This is a genomic window from Hymenobacter sp. M1-2, assembly GCF_057808495.1.
Genome location: NZ_JBTYZO010000002.1, coordinates 287,321 through 303,611 on the forward strand (window position 1 = coordinate 287,321; position 16,291 = coordinate 303,611).

Here is a 16,291-nt window from a genome sequence, read left to right on the forward strand (position 1 = left end):
TGCTTTTGCGCGGTTGTATTGGTTTGTTTAGCACTACTACTGCGGCTTCAGAAGACGCTGTCGGAGCGCCAGCTTAGGAGTTTCGACGTTCCTTTGAACTCTCGTAATGCCCACAAGTTATCGGCGGCTGGTCTTTCTGAGCTTGGCAACGTAGGCTGCTAGGTACTCGCCGGGCAGAAGACTAGCCGTATCCAGGTATTCTTGCAGCAATTCGTCGTCCCGGATGTGCTCCGCTATAACGCTCAGGCAACGCATTTTATAATGCTCATCATCCACCTTTTCCCATGATTCGCGCAGCAGATTTCTCATGTGCGGGTACTGTAATTTACCTAGGGCAGTTAGCGCGCAGCCTTTGGTGTAAAGGTGCGGGTCGTGGTAAAAAGCCAGCAGTACGTGTTGGATGTCGGTAGTCAGCTCGGGGAATTTCTGGCAAGAAGCGGCGAACTGGTATCTCGCATCGCTGAACTCCGCCGCAGTGAGAGAAGAAGCCGTGTTGGCGAGTAACAGGAAGTCTATCTCTCTCAATGAGCCAACATTCGACAAAGGATAACTCGGCGACAGCCATGCTATCATGGTGCCGAGGTCCCAATTTCGGGCAATTAGATAGAGCAAGTTAACTTGGTCGGCCCGAGGCAGCGCGGATAGCTCATCATTCGCTATGAGCGTAGCAAAATGTGCTTCTATTTCGCTCCACTCCGGATAGCCAGCATCATCAATGCGCAGTTGGCTGATTTGCTCCGGCGTGTGCGTATCCGCCAGCCAATGCCGGAATTTAGCAACGAGTTGCGCAAGGGTAGGAGTAGTTGGCAAGGGGCGTGCTGGCGAAAAAAAGTGTCTGCTGCGTCTCGGACGTCTTCTAGTGAATCGTCCGGCTGAGCCTTCTGCCCATTAAGCAGCAACGAAGCATCTCGTGTGTTGCCGTTGCTCTATCGTGCTGACACAATACCCCCATGTTTCGCGTTGCTCAGCATGCCAGGGTACTAGCTTACACAGCCACGATTTTTTCGCGGTTGTACTTGTTGCGGTATTGCATGGGCGAGAGGCCGGTAAGGCGCTTGAACGTCACGCGGAAGGCTTTGGGGTCGGTGTAGCCTACGGTGTACATCACCTCATTCACGTTCTCGCGCGACGATTCCAGGCTGTTTTTCGCCGCTTCTATTTTCACGCGCTGAATGTATTCGGCCACGGAGTTGGCGGTGGCTTTCTTGAAACGCCGCTCCAGGTTGCGCCGCCCCAGCGCCAGCATATCGGCCAGCTCATCGACGGTTATTTTCTCCTGGTAATTGTCTTCGATATAGGTCTGCGCCTTTTTCACCAGCTCATCGCCGTGCTCTTTCTGACCCTGGAAGATGATGAAAGCCGACTGACTGACCCGCTCAATATCAATTTGGAAGACCTTGGCGCAGGTAACGGCCATTTCGCGGCCCACATATTTCTCAATCAGGTAGAGCACTAGGTTGAGGTAGGAAAAGGCGCCGCCGCTGGAGTAAATGCCGTGCTCATCGGTGATGAGCTTGTCTTCTACCAGCTCCACATCCGGGAACATGCGGCGGAAGTCGTGCACGGCGGCCCAGTGCGTGGTGCATTGCCGCCCGTTGATAAGGCCGGTGGAAGCCAGCAAAAAGGCCCCAATGCACAGACTAGCCACTTCCGCGCCTTTTTTGTACTGCTCGATTATCCAGGGCACAAACTCCCGGTTGGCTTCGAGCACTGCTGGCAAGTCGCCGTCTAGGGCCGGGATGATGACCAAATCGGTTTGAGTGATATCGGTGGCGCGGAGTGTGGTGCTCACCGTGTACAGACCCCCGCACATGAGCGTTTCGGTCGACAAACCAGCCAGGTGGATGTCGAACAACGGCGACTTGCCGAGGCGCTTGAGCATGGCATTTACCTCAGATAAAACCAGGCGTGGACCCTCGATGCTGCCCAACACCGCGCCCTGCGGAACCAGAATAGATACGTGCTTCATGATGAGTAAAGCTAGCGCGATGTGGTGTCGCAATCAACCCCTAGATAGTCGCATTTGCACCCGCGCCTTGGCTGGTGAAGTTGCTAATTTTGTTGGCATCAGGGCTCTAGAAATAGTCAATAAGATTAGTAGCGAGCCGGCCCGATACGCAGCAACCAGCATCTTTCACTCAACCTCCAGTTTTATGCAAACGCCCCAACTGACCCCTTACCTCGCTTTCAACGGCAACTGCCGCGAAGCCATGCACTTCTACCAGCAATGTCTGGGCGGCGAACTACAGATCCAGACTTTCGCTGATAGCCCGGCCGGCAACGACATGCCGGAAGAAGCCCGGCAAGGCGTGTTGCACGCGCGCCTGACCAACGGCAGCCTCGTGCTAATGGCCTCCGATGCCGGCCTACAGCAGCTTACCCCCGGCAACACGGTTGCGCTGTCGCTGCACTTTCACCGCCCAGAGGATATAACGCACTGCTTCCACCAGCTCGCGGAAGGTGGCACCGTAACGATGCCGCTGGCCGAGGCATGCTGGGACGCCACCTTCGGTATGCTCACCGACCGATTCGGCATGAGCTGGCTGCTCAACTACGAGCCAGCGGCTGCCTAATCAGTTGGCCTAATTAGAGAAGAAAATCAACACGAAGAAGGCGGCCACTTCAGCACAGCTCAACGGCAGCTCCAAGCACCTCAACCCCATGAAAAAAGTAATTGCAGCCCTGTATTTGTCGCTCGACGGCGTGATGGAAAACCCTTCCTGGACCGTGCCTTACTGGAGCGATGAGCTAGCCCAGATGCAGCACGACCTACTATTCGCCTGCGACTCGCTGCTGCTCGGCCGCGTGACCTACCAGGGCTTCGCCGCCGCCTGGCCCACTATGAAAGACGAGGGTGGCTTTGCAGATCGAATGAACAGCCTACCCAAGTTTGTCGCCTCCACCACCCTAGACACCTTGGACTGGAACGCGCGGCTTCTCCAAGGCAACGTGGTGGAAGAAGTGACCCGCCTGAAGCAAGAGCCCGGCCAGGACATTCTCATTTACGGCAGCGGCGAGCTGGTCCGCACCCTCATGCCCCACAACCTCATCGACGAGTACCGGCTCATGGTGCATCCGGTGGTGCTAGGCAGCGGCCAGCGCCTCTTCACGGAAGGTAGCCAAGCCACTCTAAAGCTCACAAACACGCAAACAACCAGCACGGGCGTCATCGTCCTCACCTACCAACCCGACCAGCAATAGTTTCTCGTCGGCTCCATAGCTCGAAACTCAAACTCTGGGCTACAGGTGGGCTCTGATGCACATCCTAAGCAGCCTGTACAACCTTTCAACAACTCATTTCACCCTCAACCCCACAAGTCATGGAAACCATCAACATCACCACCGCTTCTGCCGCTCAACCTGTTACGAAGACCAAAACGACTACCATTCTGTACTGGAGCATCACCCTTCTTTTCGTGGCGTTTATGCTGCTGAACGGCGTTACGGCACTAATGGGGGAGAAAAATGGCCAGGAAGCCATCCGCCACCTGGGCTACCCACTGTACATCCTTAGGATTCTAGGCGTAGCGAAGATTCTCGGCGCTCTGGCATTGGTGCAGACCCGGTTCCGGACGCTGCGGGAGTGGGCCTACGCGGGCTTCACCATCAACTTTATTGGCGCGGCCGCGTCCTGTGCCTTCGTGTATGGCAGCCTTGGCGCGACAATTCCGGCCGTTATTGCGCTGGTGGTTATGTTCACTTCGTATTTCTTGTGGAAGAAGGTGGAGCAATCTTCCCGCTCCGGCAGCAGCAACCTCGCGTAAAAACTCGGCCGCTACGCTGCCATTTCAGTCTTCCCGGTCTTCCTGCTCTTTGTCGATGAGGAGTTGCAGGTACACGTTGAGTTTCACCATTACGCGTAGTATGAGTACTCCGAGGTAAAGCAAAAAGCCAACGCCAACACACCACAAGACCACGAACACCAGCATGGAAACACCACCCAAGGCAGCAGAAACACCATTCATAAGGAAGCAAGGAAAAGAAAGACAAGCTATAGCCCCGCCAAAGTAGGTACTTTCTTCCTGCGCAGTTGCTGCCTCCGTCTCTGAATGGATCTAGTAGCGCCGCCAAAGCAAACGGGCCGCCCAACTTGGGCGGCCCGTTTGCTTGCAATGCGGATCGATACCAGAATCTGCCGGCTGAAAGTTGAACAGCGTAAGCTAAGCTCTAGCATCCAAGCACTAGGCACTAAACTCAGGATCTGTTGGTGCCGGCCGGAAATTTCTCTAGAATATCCTTGGCTGCTCTGGCAAACTCTTCGCCGATACGAGCTGGGTTATTGACGGCGTTGGCCATGGAGCCGCGCCACACTAGGTTGTTGGTGCGGGCATCCACCAAATCCAGAATAAGGGTGCCTTCCTCGTAAGTTTCGGTGCGGTAGCCGGTGTTGTAATACGGCGTGCTGTACCAATACCCGTAGTTGATGGGCAGAAACCGGCCGCGGTAAGAAAACGCGTACGGATACGCAAACCCCGGCGCGGGCGGATTAGCCACGGTGCGTTCCGCCTCCTCAATGTAGAGGTGATAGGAGATGTAAAAATCGGGCTTGGCTTTGCCTTGTGCCTGTTGTAGGCCGCGCTTCGTCAGTTCGCTGTTGATGGCGCTCTGAATCTGCTCGTCGTTGAGGCTGCTTGAGTAAATGGGGTTTTGGGAGCTGGCCGATTTGACGTCCATTTTGGCCCAGTCGTAGGTGCGGTACTTCGAGAAGTCCGTGCCCGGTTTTTGCTGCACGGCCACCGACGGCGAGCAGCTACTCAGTAGCCCGACTAGCAGCAGGAGAATAATACTCAGGGAAGTTTTCATAGGTGGTGAGTTGGGATGGACGCGGCATTCAGCCAAATCGTCCGGGGCGTTAGGAGGGTAGGAGCAGCGTCTGCGACAAGGGCCGCTTACACTTGCTCGGCGCGCGGGTTCACGGCGCGCACGGCTAGCTGCGTGAGCAGGGCATCGGTTTTCTTTTCTTCTTCGAGCGAGAGTTCGAACAGGTCGGCCAACTCAGAGTAGCCGAGCTGTTTGGATAAGGCTACAATGGTGCCGTAGCCGGCTATTTCATAGTGCTCTATCTTCTGCGCGCCGGCAATGAGGGTGGCGTCAAGCACTTCGGGTTCGGCGTCTTTGTGCATCACTTTCTCGCCTTCCGCAATCAGACCTTTCATGCCCGGGTTGCCGTCACCGTCCGGGTCAATTTCCAGTTGGTCGGCGGCTTGCTTGAGGCGTTCCACCTGCTGCTTGGTTTCGTTGACGTGCACCAGGAAGGCGTCCTTCAACAGCTGGTTTTCGGTGTGCTGTATCATGCGCGGGATGCCAGCGAGTAGCAGGTTCTCGGCGCTGTACATCACCTGAATTTCGTGCGCGAGTAAGTCGGTTAAGGTTTTTAGCTGAGCCATGATCAAAACAGTCTACGGTGAGTGATAAGGCTATTGCTACGAACTCACTGGCCGCGCGTTATAGCCGAGCAACCGTAGGCTGCCTCATCTCATAGAGAGCACGACTCGTCGCTAGAGCAGCATAAAAAGCGGCTGTAGGTGCAATCGTCGGTTTTCGGCAGTGATTTACCCGGCCTTACTATGGGCCTGAAAATATCTTGGCTGCTAGAATTTTCTTGGGGTCTGGTTTGCGGCCAAATGGTTGGGTCGTGGCCCACATTTGCGCGCTACGCTGCCGAGCACGTCATGCTCCACCAACTTTAGGCAGGTGGCAAGCAAGGCTCGGCACTCGTCAGGGCCGCCGCTAATCGGGTGCAGGCCATTTCGGCGCGGGTTACTTTTTGCTCATCCGTGGCTGCCGTGTCCACCCACCTTACCCAAGCCTGCTGCTGGGTCTGATTCAGCCGCTCGTAGGCCGGCAAAGCGCCGGGCACCTCGGCCAGACACTCCCGAAAATCGGCTTCGGATACGGCCAGCGGGGCGTCTTCCTCAGCCCGAAACAACACCAATCGCACCACGTCCCCGGCCTGCTTGCCGATGCGCTGCCGGATAGCGGCCTTCACCGGCAGAAATAGCCGCCCCTTGCCCATAGCCATCAGATGCGCTTCTTCGAGCACGTACTCGTCAATCTGCCCACTCACCCGCAACTGATTGAACCAGGTCTTAGGAGCCGTCACGGTAGCCGGCAGCGGCGCGTACGTCCAGCCCCCCTTGCCCGGAAACCGTTCCAGCGTAATATCGGTGTTGCAGATTTCGGTAGGCATGGCGGAGGTGAAGTAGCGCGAAGCTCCCGCTTCGCGCATCGTTGAACGACGTCGCTGCAACAATACAGTATTCCTCGCTCAACATCAGCAACGATGCGCGAAGCCGGAGCTTCGCGCTACAGTTCGCCCCCAACCTTTCAAGCACTCCCACCCCCTCAAGTCCGTTGCTAGCTTGTCTAGGCCCGAAAAACCACGCGTTGGGCGTCGGGCAACCAATGTACCCAGGTTCGTTTCAGCCCCGGCGGAGCGGCATATTCGGTAGAGAAACGATAGTAACGAGCAAGCCCCGGCGGGGCGGCATATCGGTAGTACATTCATTGCCTGCATGATCCCAAGCCCCATAGGGGCGACACCGACAAACCACCTTACTAGGTGCCGCCCCTACAGGGCTCGATTCTTCTTTACTGCCTCCCTACTACCGATATGCCGCCCCTCCGGGGCTGAGCGGTAGGCTGGTATGCGTAAATCCGGTTACCGCAAGTAGCCACCCCGCCATTTGGGGCAAGCGTGCTACCCATGTTGCGGAGCAGCCGCGTCGCGGCGGCAGGTTTGTAGCCTCAAGTTGGTTGGCGGGAGTAGCTCCGCGTCGCGGTGCCAGAGACGCCCGCCCATCTGGCACCGCGACGCGGCGCGGGGTCGTTTCAGGCCTGGTGTTCTACAAACCTGCCGCCGCTACGCGGCCACTTGGGCTAAGTAGGCTTAAGGACTTTTGGTCGAGCTGGAATTGACTGGTGTTTTTTCCGCTATCCGAAACCAGAGCCGTTTCGGGCTGCGTGTACACAGAAGCGGAATCGGCCGCCGAACCCTGACTCCGGAACCGCTCTTGGTACGTGGCAGGTAGAGGGGTGCCAAGGCGGGCGACGGAATGAAGTCCGTGCCACAGCTACCCGGCAAGTGCTTGTGGCACGGACTTTAGTCCGTCGCCCCACCACTTGGAGCGGTTGCAGCATGAGCCTGCGCCGAGGCGGGAACAGCCGCCGTATACTGATGCCGAAACCGCTCTAACGAAACGACTGGCACGATAAGGCCCGGCTGGCAGCGTGCCAACCGGGCCTTTCTGGATATGGGTAGCGCCGGGCCGCTGGCTTATTGCGGCGCGGGAGTAGGCTTGGCGGCGGCGGGCGCTATCACGTACTCGGCCGCTTTCGTGGCGTCGCTGGTTTGCCAGTAGGCGCTGCCGGTGGCGCAGAGCTGCACAAGCTGCCGGTACAGGCCATTGGCGAACCGGATGCGCGCCCGCGTGGCGTTGCTGCGGGTGCTTTCGGCCTCCTTGCGGTCTACGAGGCCGTCTACGAAGGCTTCGCGCTGGGTTTCCACCGCGTCGAGCAGGGCCGCCGTCAGCCCTTTCTCCGCGTATTCGCCCACGTACTTGCGGCCTTGCTTCACTAGCATGGCCGCGGCCAGGTTCAGCTTGGGCTCCGAGAGCGTGGTCACGCTGGCTACCCCAAACCGCTTGTAGCGGGCCGTGCGCGGGTCGTCCTGGCTGGCAATGATGCCCATTACTTGCTGCATGGCCGTTTCCAGTGCCACCCGCGTGGCGTCTTTCTCGTCGGTCACGGCCGCGCCTTCTTGTTGCAGCACCGTGTCGGGCTCCATTTCCCCAAACTCGGCGGTGTCGTCCTTGAACTGCTGGAGGCGGGCCGCCGTCACGCCGCGCCCGGCCAGGGCGGCGGCATCGCGGTCGAGGGCGGGTTGGAGGTCGAGGCAGCGCTGCCACAGCTCAGCCTGCGAGAAGGGATATTCGGCAATCGGCTCTTTGTCGAGCATACGAAAGAGGAATTAAGAAAGAAACAATAGGCCACCTGCCAGCTCGGCAGTAGCTACCCGAATCTACCCCTTCCCCGCAGATAAACCAACTTCCCCAACCAAAACTGCATCTGCACCTTCCGAAGCCGCGTCTGCACCTTCCGAAGCTCTGTCTGCACCTCCCAAAGCCGCGTCTGCACCTTCCGAAGCTGTGTCTGTAGTTCCCGAAGCTCCGTCTGGGGCAACCAAAGCTCTGTCTGGGGCTCCCGAAGGTCCATCCACTAGCTAATTCCGCTGCTTTGGCCATGTTGGGCGGAGCTTCGGGCGCGGCGGCGTGGGTTTGGAAGATGGCAATTGAGGCTACAGTAAGGTAGCAAGAGCCTTCGGCGTGAGGCAACAGGTGCTTGGCGTCGTCGGGCGGGGCTTAGATTGCAGCGGTTGTGCCGCGCGGCTGCCGTAGTGGGATAGGCGGCGCGATGAGTGGGTTCGGGGTGAGGTCCCTTGTGGCGTCAAGCAACAGCCGCATACAATTGCTCTATATTTTTAGAGGTCAGCAATCTGCTGGCGGTGTCGAGCAAGGCAATAGCCTGCGCTTTGCTTACGGAAGGAAAGTCGTCCAGGAACTCGTCTAACGGTACGCCGGCCTCTAAATGGTCGAACAAGCTCTCCACCGGAACCCGGGTTCCGGCGAAGACGGGGGTGCCGCCCAAAATGTCGGGGTCAACGGTGATAAGGGCTCTGATATCCATGGTTTAAAATACCTGGATGGGTTGAGAAAGTTGCGGCTCGTATTTTCTTCTCAGTCTTCGATGGCCTCGATACCGAGTTGCTTGAGGCGCTCCAGATTCTCCTGCATGGCGCGGAGTTGCTCGGCGGAGTGCCCTTGCCACTCCGCCACCTCCCCAATAACCCGCAGCGGCTGCCGGGTGCGGTAAGACCTGGTAGGGTTGCCTGGAAACTTCTTGTCCGTCAGGTTGGGGTCGTCTTCTATCGGGCCGGTCGGCTCTACTATATAAATTCTGCCGCGCCCTTCGCCCAGGGCCAGCTCCGCCCCCCAGGTAGCCGCATCCAGCGTGGCAGTCAGATAGACATAAGCCGCCTTCTTCTGCGCACCGTAGTTTGACTTGAAGCCAGGTTCAATAAGGTCACCCGGTTTCAAATCGGCTTTTGTGCCGTGGTAGAGTTGCTGGGGGCTTTGGTTGGGAGTGGTGGGCATTGGGTAGTTGGTGGGACTGTTTGTTTTCTTTGTTGATAATCTTATTTGCTGCTTTCGCGACTAAAATCAATGACTACTTTATAAAGTGTGATTATTCTCTATGTTCTACACATTGCTGGATTTCCAATTATCCTCTATCCATTTTTTAATATCCTTTTGGCTGCGGATATTACTAGGTAATTCTTGTCGTATCATTTTTTCGGCTTTAATTGCTGAAGCTTTCAATTTAAAATTGTGTTTTTCAGAAAATTTATTAACAAAATATAGAATTTCGTACCCTTCTTTTCTGCTCAATAGGGTACTGTCTGGTTCTCCAGAAACTTTTGGACTGTCTCCTGGAATAGTTGTCCAAGAATAGTCCTTATAATAAAGGTCGTTTTTCGTGAGTAGTGCCATTGTAATCGTTCTATGAGTTAATAAATTGTTCCCAGTTCAAATCAGACCAACCACCTAAAGGCGCTAACGGCCTTAATGGCTTCAACGGTTTTAATGGTTTTAAGGGTTTAAGAGGTTTGAGTGGAGTTAGTGGAGCTATTGGGCGTATAGGTTTTAGACTGTTAGAAATTGAAGTTTGTGAGTTCCAAAATGCGGTTTTCCCATTTATGTCCCTTATGCTAGTTCCATTCAAAATACCAACCCAATTTTTTCTATTCGCAGTCCATATATTGTTGTTTGAAATAAAAGCGACCCAAGACATGTGAATGTCAAAGATGTGCTTATTATCGTTACTAAGCCAGCATACTAGCTCGGCATTTTTATCAAAGAGAGGTGTCATGAAATGTATTTTAAAGGTTGAAAGCAGCCTTATCGCCGCCATTGTACGTATTGCTGCTACTCTTTATAGCGGTAACATACTTTCAGCATACAAGATATTGTCTTTATTATTGTCACACGAGCTTATTTCTTCCAACAGTATTATAAAGCAGACGAATACCATCTAGAACTCGCCGTACCTTCGTCTACCCAAACCGCGCCGTACGAAACCAAACCCCCGGCTGCGGCTGTTCACCCGTCTATGGCCGACAAATCCGCTCTGCAAGTGGCTGCCCCCGCAGCCGACCCCATTGACCAGCTCGACCCACGCGAGTTCATCCTTATCAAGAATGCCCGGGTGCATAACCTCAAGAACCTGAGCGTGGCGCTGCCGCGCAACAAGTTTATCGTGGTCACGGGGCTGTCGGGTTCCGGCAAGTCGTCGCTGGCCTTCGACACGCTGTACGCGGAGGGCCAGCGCATGTACGTGGAGAGCCTCAGCTCCTACGCCCGCCAGTTTCTGGGCCGCATGGACAAGCCCGACGTGGACTATATCCGGGGTATTTCGCCGGCCATTGCCATCGAGCAGAAGGTCAGCATCAAGAACAACCGCTCCACCGTAGGCACCAGCACCGAGATTTACGACTACCTCAAGCTGCTCTTCGCCCGCGTGGGCCGCACGTTCTCGCCCGTGAGTGGGGAGCAGGTGCGCAAAGACAACGTGGCCGACGTGGTGGACTCCTTGTTCCAACTGCCCGGCGGCACCCGCGTGATGGTGCTGGCCCCGCTGCTACCCTCCGAAGAAGGCCGCCCCATGAGCAAGGAGCTGGATTTGCTGCTGCAAAAAGGCTACAGCCGCGTGGTAGTAAACGGCGAAACCGCCTTCATTGAAGAGCTGCTTGCCGAAGGCCACCCCGAAGTGCAGGGCGAGGTCTACATCATGATAGACCGCGCCGTCATCCAGTCCGGCGACGAGGACCTGATGTTCCGCCTTTCCGACTCAGTCCAAACAGCCTTTTTCGAGGGCCACGGGACTCTCGTTGTTCGTTATTCGTTATCCGTTTCTCGTGAGGGAGAAGCCAACGAACAACAAACAACAAACAACGAACAACGATCTGGAAAGGCCAACGAACAACAAAAAACGAACGACGAACAACGAGTCTTCTCCGACCGGTTTGAGCTGGACGGCTTAGTGTTCGAGGAGCCGAGCGTCAATTTCTTTTCCTTCAACAATCCCTACGGCGCCTGCCAAACCTGCGAGGGGTTCGGCTCGGTGCTCGGTATTGATGAGGACTTGGTGATTCCCGACAAGAGCCTGACCGTGTACGAAGGCGCCATTGCCCCGTGGCGCACCGACAAGCAGAGCGAGTGGCTCAAGCCCCTGCTCAAAAACGGCATCCGCTTCGACTTCCCCATTCACCGGCCCTACAACGAGCTGAGCGAGGCCGAACGCCAGTTGCTCTGGAAAGGCAACAAGTACTTCGAGGGCCTCGACACGTACTTTCAGTGGGTAGCTACGCAGACCCACAAGATTCAGTACCGCGTGCTGCAAAGCCGCTACCGGGGCCGCACCACCTGCCCCGACTGCCGCGGCACCCGCCTGCGCAAAGACGCGCAATACGTTAAAATCGAAGGCCAAAGCATCACCGACCTCGTACTGCTGCCGGTGAGCCGAGCGCTGGAGTTCTTCCAGAACCTCAACCTCGACGAGCACGACGCCAAAGTGGCCGAGCGCCTCGTGACGGAAATCACCAACCGCCTGGAGTATCTGAACCGCGTGGGCCTGGGCTACCTCACCCTCAACCGCCTGAGCAGCACGTTGTCGGGCGGGGAGAGCCAGCGCATCTCCCTGGCTACCTCGCTGGGTTCGGCGCTGGTGGGCTCCATGTACATTCTCGATGAGCCGTCCATTGGCCTGCACCCCAAGGATGCCGAGCAGCTGATTGGCGTGCTGCGGTCTTTGCAGCAGCTCGGCAACACCGTGATTGTGGTGGAGCACGAAGAGAAGATGATGGAAGAAGCCGACCAAATCATCGACATCGGGCCCGACGCGGGTTCCGGCGGCGGCATCCTGCAATTCCAGGGCAGCTACGCCGAGGTACTGGCCTCCGACACCTACACGGGCCAGTACCTGAGCGGGCGCATGGAAGTAACGGTGCCCAAAGTGCGCCGTCCCTGGCGCAACGCGCTGGAGCTGACCGGCGCCCGCGAAAACAACCTCAAGAACGTGTCGGTGAAATTTCCGCTGAACGTGATGACGGTGGTAACGGGAGTGTCCGGCTCCGGCAAGTCCACGCTCATTCGGCGCATTCTGGCGCCGGCCCTGCTCAAGCAGCTCGGCGGTGGCGCAGGAGAAGCCACTGGCAAATTCGACCGTCTCACCGGCGTAAACGGCCAGGTGACGCACGTGGAATTCGTGGATCAAAACCCCATCGGCAAGAGCAGCCGCTCCAACCCCGTCACCTACGTGAAAGCCTACGACGCCATTCGTAGCCTCTTTGCCGACCAGCAGCTAGCCAAAGCGCGGGGCTTCAAACCCTCACACTTCAGCTTCAACATTGATGGCGGCCGGTGCGAAGTCTGCCAGGGCGAGGGCCAGGTGAAGATCGAAATGCAGTTCATGGCCGACATCTTCCTGACCTGCGAAGCCTGCGAGGGGCGCAAGTTCAAGCAGGACATTCTGGACGTGAAATACCAGGACAAGGGCATCAACGAAGTGCTGGAAATGACCATTGCGGACAGCATTCAGTTCTTCAAAGACCAGCCGAAAATAGTGGAGCGCCTCAAGCCTCTCGATGACGTGGGTTTGGGCTACATCCGCCTGGGACAGTCGGCCAACACGCTGAGCGGCGGCGAGGCGCAGCGCGTGAAACTGGCGTCCTTTCTCACCAAAGGCGCTACGCTTCAGCAGGATAAGATTCTCTTCATCTTCGATGAGCCCAGCACCGGCCTGCACTTCCACGACATCAACAAGCTGATGACGGCCCTCAACGCGCTGGTGGAGCAAGGCAATTCGGTGCTCATCATCGAGCACAACATGGACATCATCAAGTGTGCCGACTGGCTTATCGACCTCGGTCCCGAAGGCGGCATCAACGGCGGCCACCTTCTCTTCGAAGGCACTCCGGAAGACATGATAAAGCTGAAAGACAGCAACCATACCGCCCGCTTCCTAGCCGAGAAGCTGTAACTGTCATTCCGTAGCCTAGGGTTTCAGCCCTGGGACGTTAAGGCTCGTGCTGGTTTCCCAGGGCTGAAGCCCTAGGCTATGGAACTGATAAGGCTTGTTGTAGTAGTGCATTAACAACCCTAGGTGCGAACCATCCGGGGCTTTTGCGTAGTTTACAGAACAAACCGAGCAGCCATGATTACCGACGCGCAGAAAAAAGAAGTCATTGCGGCCATTGAGCAGTTGGATGAGGTGGCGCTGCAAAAAATTGCGCAGACAATAACGGAGTTGTCGGCGCCTAAAACTCGGGCGCCGCTAGGCTTTGCTCGGGGGGCAGGCCTCTGGATGGCTGACGACTTCGACGAGCCGCTGGAGGACTTCGCGGATTATATGTGATGGATACGTATTTACTGGATACGCACGCTCTGTTATGGTACGCTAGCAACGACCCGCGCCTGCCCGCCGCAATGGCGGAGTTGATTGCCGATGTTAAAGTCGGCATGGTCATCAGCCGCGCAACTTTGTGGGAAATAGAATTAAGGATAGTCTCGGCAAATTGGTTCTGCCCCGGCCGTACCAGGAATGGGTAGCCTTGGTTCGGTCTTTCGATTTTACGATACTCGAAATCAGTGACCAGCATCTATTCCAGCTGCTCACCCTCCCACAGCTCCACCGGGACCCGTTCGACCGGCTGCTCATTGCGTAGGCCATGAGCGAGAATCTGACACTGCTGAGCCGCGATGCTCATTTCAGCAGCTACGCGGTGCAAATACAGTGGGAGGCTGGCCCAGCTTAACGGTTACTCGGGCCGTTGCGTAAGCAACAACCGACTTTATTGGTTGCTGCTCTATGGAAACTTTGGCTACTTCAACTTCGACGCATGTGCTCCATGCAACGACTGGCCGCCGCGCATGGCGCTGGCTGGCCGCGGCTACAGTGCTCGGCAACATCATCCTGAACTACTATTCCAATGCCCGGCCTTTCAATGGGCAGAGCATGGGTGCGGTGTCGGCGCAATACCCAACGCTGCTCACGCCGGCCGGCTACGCGTTCAGCATCTGGGGCCTCATCTTTCTGAGCCTGACGGTGTACGTGGTGTGGCAGCTGCTGCCCACGCAACGCCATAAAACACTACCTGATGCTGTGGCCCGGCCGCTCACGTTGGCGTCGGTGGCCACGGCAACCTGGGTGGTGCTGTTTGCTTATGAGTTGATTTTGCCCAGTGTGCTTACTATGCTCGTAATTCTGGGCGCGCTCATTGTGGTGTACGACCGGGCGCGGCGGCGGGTGCTGGCGGAGGAAGCCCCGCGTTGGACAAGCCTGCCGTTTGCGCTGTACCTAGGCTGGATTTCGGTGGCGTCTACTATCAACATCACTATTGGTTTGCAACAGCTTGGCTGGCGGCCCGCTGAAAACGTGAATGTGCTGCTGACGCTGGTACTGTTGGCCGTGGTGGTGGCGCTAGGGTTGCTGGTGAGCCGGCAGTTTCTGGAAGTGGCGTTTCCGCTGGTGGTGGCTTGGGCGCTGATAGCTATCTGGGTGTCTCGGCGCGCAACTTATCCCGAGCTAGGCTGGGCCGCTTTGGCAGGAGCGGTGATTGTCGCGTTGGGGGGCTTTGTGCTGTCTTCGCGCCAGCGCCGCCGTGCCGCTGGGGTGTAATTTTTAAGTAGTAGGTCGTAAGTAATAAGATGTTGGACAAGTAAACACGAGATGGCGATAGTGTGCTGTCCTGCTACCAACCACTCACTACCAACTGCCTGCTTAACACATGCTTCGCGCTACTGCGCAGACCCGCTAACTTGCGGCTTCAACTTCCACCTCTTTCGCGATGCGTAAAAACCTTGTTGCCGGCAACTGGAAAATGAACACGACTCTCCAGGACGGCCTCGCCCTGGTGTCGGAAATCACCAATATGGTGCAAGATGAAGTAACCGGCCCGAGTGAGGTGCAGGTGGTCATCTGCCCGCCGTTTCCGTTTTTGTCGGCTATCAGCAAGCAGCTGCCCGCCAACAGCCGCTTTCACCTCGGCGCCCAAAATTGCCACCAGAAAGAAAGTGGCGCTTACACCGGCGAGGTATCGGCGAAGATGCTGCAATCGGTGGGGGTGGAGTACGTGATTCTAGGCCACTCGGAGCGCCGCCAGTATTTCCGAGAAGATAACGAGCTGCTGAGTCAAAAGCTGAAAGCCGTATTGGCCGCCGGCCTCAAGCCTATCTTCTGCGTGGGTGAAAGTCTGGAAACCCGAGAGGCCGACGAAACTTTCGACTTCATCAGCCAGCAATTGAAAGAAGGCCTGTTTCACCTTTCCAACGAGGAGTTCGACCAGGTAGTAATTGCCTATGAGCCCATCTGGGCCATCGGGACGGGCAAAACGGCTACTAGCGCCCAGGCGCAGGAAGTGCACGCCTTCATCCGGGAGCAGATAGCCCGCGCCTACGACGCCGAAGCCGCCGAAAACACGACCATCCTGTATGGTGGCTCGGCCAACGCGCAAAACGCCCGCGAGCTGTTCAGCCAACCCGACGTAGACGGCGGCCTCATCGGCGGCGCGTCTCTCAAGTCCCGCGACTTCACCGAAATCATTAAGTCTTTCTAGTGAGTAGTGCTTCGTGCTTAGTGCATAGGAAGAGAGGTCAGAACTGGAATGTAGCTGGTGGGTGTTTAAGTTTTCCCTTTCAGCTACTCCTCGCTGGCAAACTCTTTGTGCTCTAAGCACCAAGCACCAACAACTAAGCACTATATCTCAAATGCTGACCACGCTCCTTCTTTCTGGCATGCTGGCCCTGAATCCGTTTCGGCCGCAGCCGCCCGTGCCGTTTGTGGCAGTAGCCGCCCCCGCCGGCTCGTTGGAGCCGTGCCGCATCTTCGGTTCTGTGTACCTGGAGCGTGACTCGCGGCGGCGTGGGTTCTGTTTCGGGACCGTGTACGAAGAGCCAGAAGAAGCTTTTGCCGACGTGCTAGTATTTCAGGAAGACAACAAGCTCTTCGCCGACAAAACTGGCCTGTGGTATTTCACCGAAGCCCGCGACTTCGCCGATTACGTCCTCTTTGTTTCCAATGACCGAGGCGTAGCCGACTTCAGTATTCATTACACCAAAGTTCGCTCCTTCGCCGGCTGCCGTAAACAGTAGTTTAGTAGTGAGTAGTGGGTATTGAGTAGTGAGACTTTCATCCTATTCCTAATAGGACCAGTAGAACAAAAGTCTCACTACTCAAT

General features: G+C 56.6%; 20 protein-coding genes. 9 read left to right on the plus strand and 11 right to left on the minus strand.

Annotation, left to right across the window (positions count from 1 at the left end):
• Positions 1-117: 117 nt before the first annotated feature.
• Entirely contained in the window at positions 118-810 is a 693-nt protein-coding gene (locus tag ACYSMN_RS03300; protein ID WP_488922414.1) for a hypothetical protein, read from the minus strand.
• A gap of 175 nt (positions 811-985) precedes the next feature.
• Positions 986-1,969 carry a GlxA family transcriptional regulator gene (locus ACYSMN_RS03305; protein WP_488922415.1) on the minus strand — a complete coding sequence of 328 codons (984 nt, stop codon included), beginning with the start codon at positions 1,967-1,969 and terminating at the stop codon, positions 986-988.
• 184 nt (positions 1,970-2,153) lie between these two features.
• Here ACYSMN_RS03305 and ACYSMN_RS03310 point away from each other — a divergent pair, with 184 nt between their 5' ends.
• The 3 genes from ACYSMN_RS03310 to ACYSMN_RS03320 all read left to right on the plus strand — a co-directional run bounded on the left by ACYSMN_RS03310 (position 2,154) and on the right by ACYSMN_RS03320 (position 3,764).
• A complete protein-coding gene (locus ACYSMN_RS03310; RefSeq protein ID WP_488922416.1) occupies positions 2,154-2,573 on the plus strand; it encodes a VOC family protein in 420 nt (139 codons plus the stop codon).
• 88 nt (positions 2,574-2,661) lie between these two features.
• A complete protein-coding gene (locus tag ACYSMN_RS03315; protein ID WP_488922417.1) occupies positions 2,662-3,201 on the plus strand; it encodes a dihydrofolate reductase family protein in 540 nt (179 codons plus the stop codon).
• A gap of 119 nt (positions 3,202-3,320) precedes the next feature.
• The gene (locus ACYSMN_RS03320) at positions 3,321-3,764 is read left to right on the plus strand and encodes a DoxX family protein (RefSeq protein ID WP_488922418.1); all 444 of its coding nucleotides are present in this window, start codon (positions 3,321-3,323) and stop codon (positions 3,762-3,764) included.
• Positions 3,765-3,788: 24 nt separating this feature from the next.
• On the opposite strand, the gene ACYSMN_RS03325 is transcribed toward ACYSMN_RS03320, so the two are convergent.
• The 9 genes from ACYSMN_RS03325 to ACYSMN_RS03365 form a co-directional block, all read right to left on the minus strand.
• Positions 3,789-3,965, minus strand: a complete 177-nt coding sequence (locus ACYSMN_RS03325) for a hypothetical protein (protein ID WP_488922419.1) — start codon at positions 3,963-3,965, stop codon at positions 3,789-3,791.
• A gap of 229 nt (positions 3,966-4,194) precedes the next feature.
• Positions 4,195-4,803, minus strand: a complete 609-nt coding sequence (locus ACYSMN_RS03330) for a DUF4136 domain-containing protein (protein ID WP_488922420.1) — start codon at positions 4,801-4,803, stop codon at positions 4,195-4,197.
• A gap of 86 nt (positions 4,804-4,889) precedes the next feature.
• Entirely contained in the window at positions 4,890-5,387 is a 498-nt protein-coding gene (locus ACYSMN_RS03335) for a YciE/YciF ferroxidase family protein (protein WP_488922421.1), read from the minus strand.
• Between the two features lie 299 nt (positions 5,388-5,686).
• Positions 5,687-6,190, minus strand: coding sequence for a YdeI/OmpD-associated family protein (locus ACYSMN_RS03340; RefSeq protein ID WP_488922422.1), 504 nt, complete (start codon positions 6,188-6,190; stop codon positions 5,687-5,689).
• 1,086 nt (positions 6,191-7,276) lie between these two features.
• Positions 7,277-7,957, minus strand: coding sequence for a hypothetical protein (locus ACYSMN_RS03345; RefSeq protein WP_488922423.1), 681 nt, complete (start codon positions 7,955-7,957; stop codon positions 7,277-7,279).
• Between the two features lie 488 nt (positions 7,958-8,445).
• Positions 8,446-8,685 carry a DUF433 domain-containing protein gene (locus ACYSMN_RS03350; protein WP_488922424.1) on the minus strand — a complete coding sequence of 80 codons (240 nt, stop codon included), beginning with the start codon at positions 8,683-8,685 and terminating at the stop codon, positions 8,446-8,448.
• Between the two features lie 50 nt (positions 8,686-8,735).
• The gene (arr, locus tag ACYSMN_RS03355; RefSeq protein WP_488922425.1) at positions 8,736-9,152 is read right to left on the minus strand and encodes an NAD(+)--rifampin ADP-ribosyltransferase; all 417 of its coding nucleotides are present in this window, start codon (positions 9,150-9,152) and stop codon (positions 8,736-8,738) included.
• Between the two features lie 105 nt (positions 9,153-9,257).
• Positions 9,258-9,548: a hypothetical protein gene (locus tag ACYSMN_RS03360; RefSeq protein ID WP_488922426.1), complete on the minus strand. Its 291-nt coding sequence runs from the start codon at positions 9,546-9,548 to the stop codon at positions 9,258-9,260.
• Between the two features lie 10 nt (positions 9,549-9,558).
• Positions 9,559-9,927: a 4-fold beta flower protein gene (locus ACYSMN_RS03365; RefSeq protein WP_488922427.1), complete on the minus strand. Its 369-nt coding sequence runs from the start codon at positions 9,925-9,927 to the stop codon at positions 9,559-9,561.
• Between the two features lie 240 nt (positions 9,928-10,167).
• Here ACYSMN_RS03365 and uvrA point away from each other — a divergent pair, with 240 nt between their 5' ends.
• The 6 genes from uvrA to ACYSMN_RS03395 all read left to right on the plus strand — a co-directional run bounded on the left by uvrA (position 10,168) and on the right by ACYSMN_RS03395 (position 16,205).
• Positions 10,168-13,095, plus strand: coding sequence for an excinuclease ABC subunit UvrA (uvrA, locus tag ACYSMN_RS03370; RefSeq protein ID WP_488922428.1), 2,928 nt, complete (start codon positions 10,168-10,170; stop codon positions 13,093-13,095).
• A gap of 174 nt (positions 13,096-13,269) precedes the next feature.
• The gene (locus ACYSMN_RS03375) at positions 13,270-13,470 is read left to right on the plus strand and encodes a DUF2281 domain-containing protein (RefSeq protein ID WP_488922429.1); all 201 of its coding nucleotides are present in this window, start codon (positions 13,270-13,272) and stop codon (positions 13,468-13,470) included.
• 127 nt (positions 13,471-13,597) lie between these two features.
• Positions 13,598-13,780, plus strand: coding sequence for a PIN domain-containing protein (locus ACYSMN_RS03380; RefSeq protein WP_488922430.1), 183 nt, complete (start codon positions 13,598-13,600; stop codon positions 13,778-13,780).
• Positions 13,781-13,956: 176 nt separating this feature from the next.
• Positions 13,957-14,733 (plus strand): hypothetical protein, encoded by a 777-nt coding sequence (locus ACYSMN_RS03385; RefSeq protein WP_488922431.1) that lies wholly within the window; start codon positions 13,957-13,959, stop codon positions 14,731-14,733.
• 169 nt (positions 14,734-14,902) lie between these two features.
• Positions 14,903-15,670: a triose-phosphate isomerase gene (gene tpiA, locus ACYSMN_RS03390; RefSeq protein ID WP_488922432.1), complete on the plus strand. Its 768-nt coding sequence runs from the start codon at positions 14,903-14,905 to the stop codon at positions 15,668-15,670.
• 151 nt (positions 15,671-15,821) lie between these two features.
• Positions 15,822-16,205: a 7(1) septoil knot domain-containing protein gene (locus tag ACYSMN_RS03395; protein ID WP_488922433.1), complete on the plus strand. Its 384-nt coding sequence runs from the start codon at positions 15,822-15,824 to the stop codon at positions 16,203-16,205.
• Positions 16,206-16,291 lie beyond the last annotated feature (86 nt).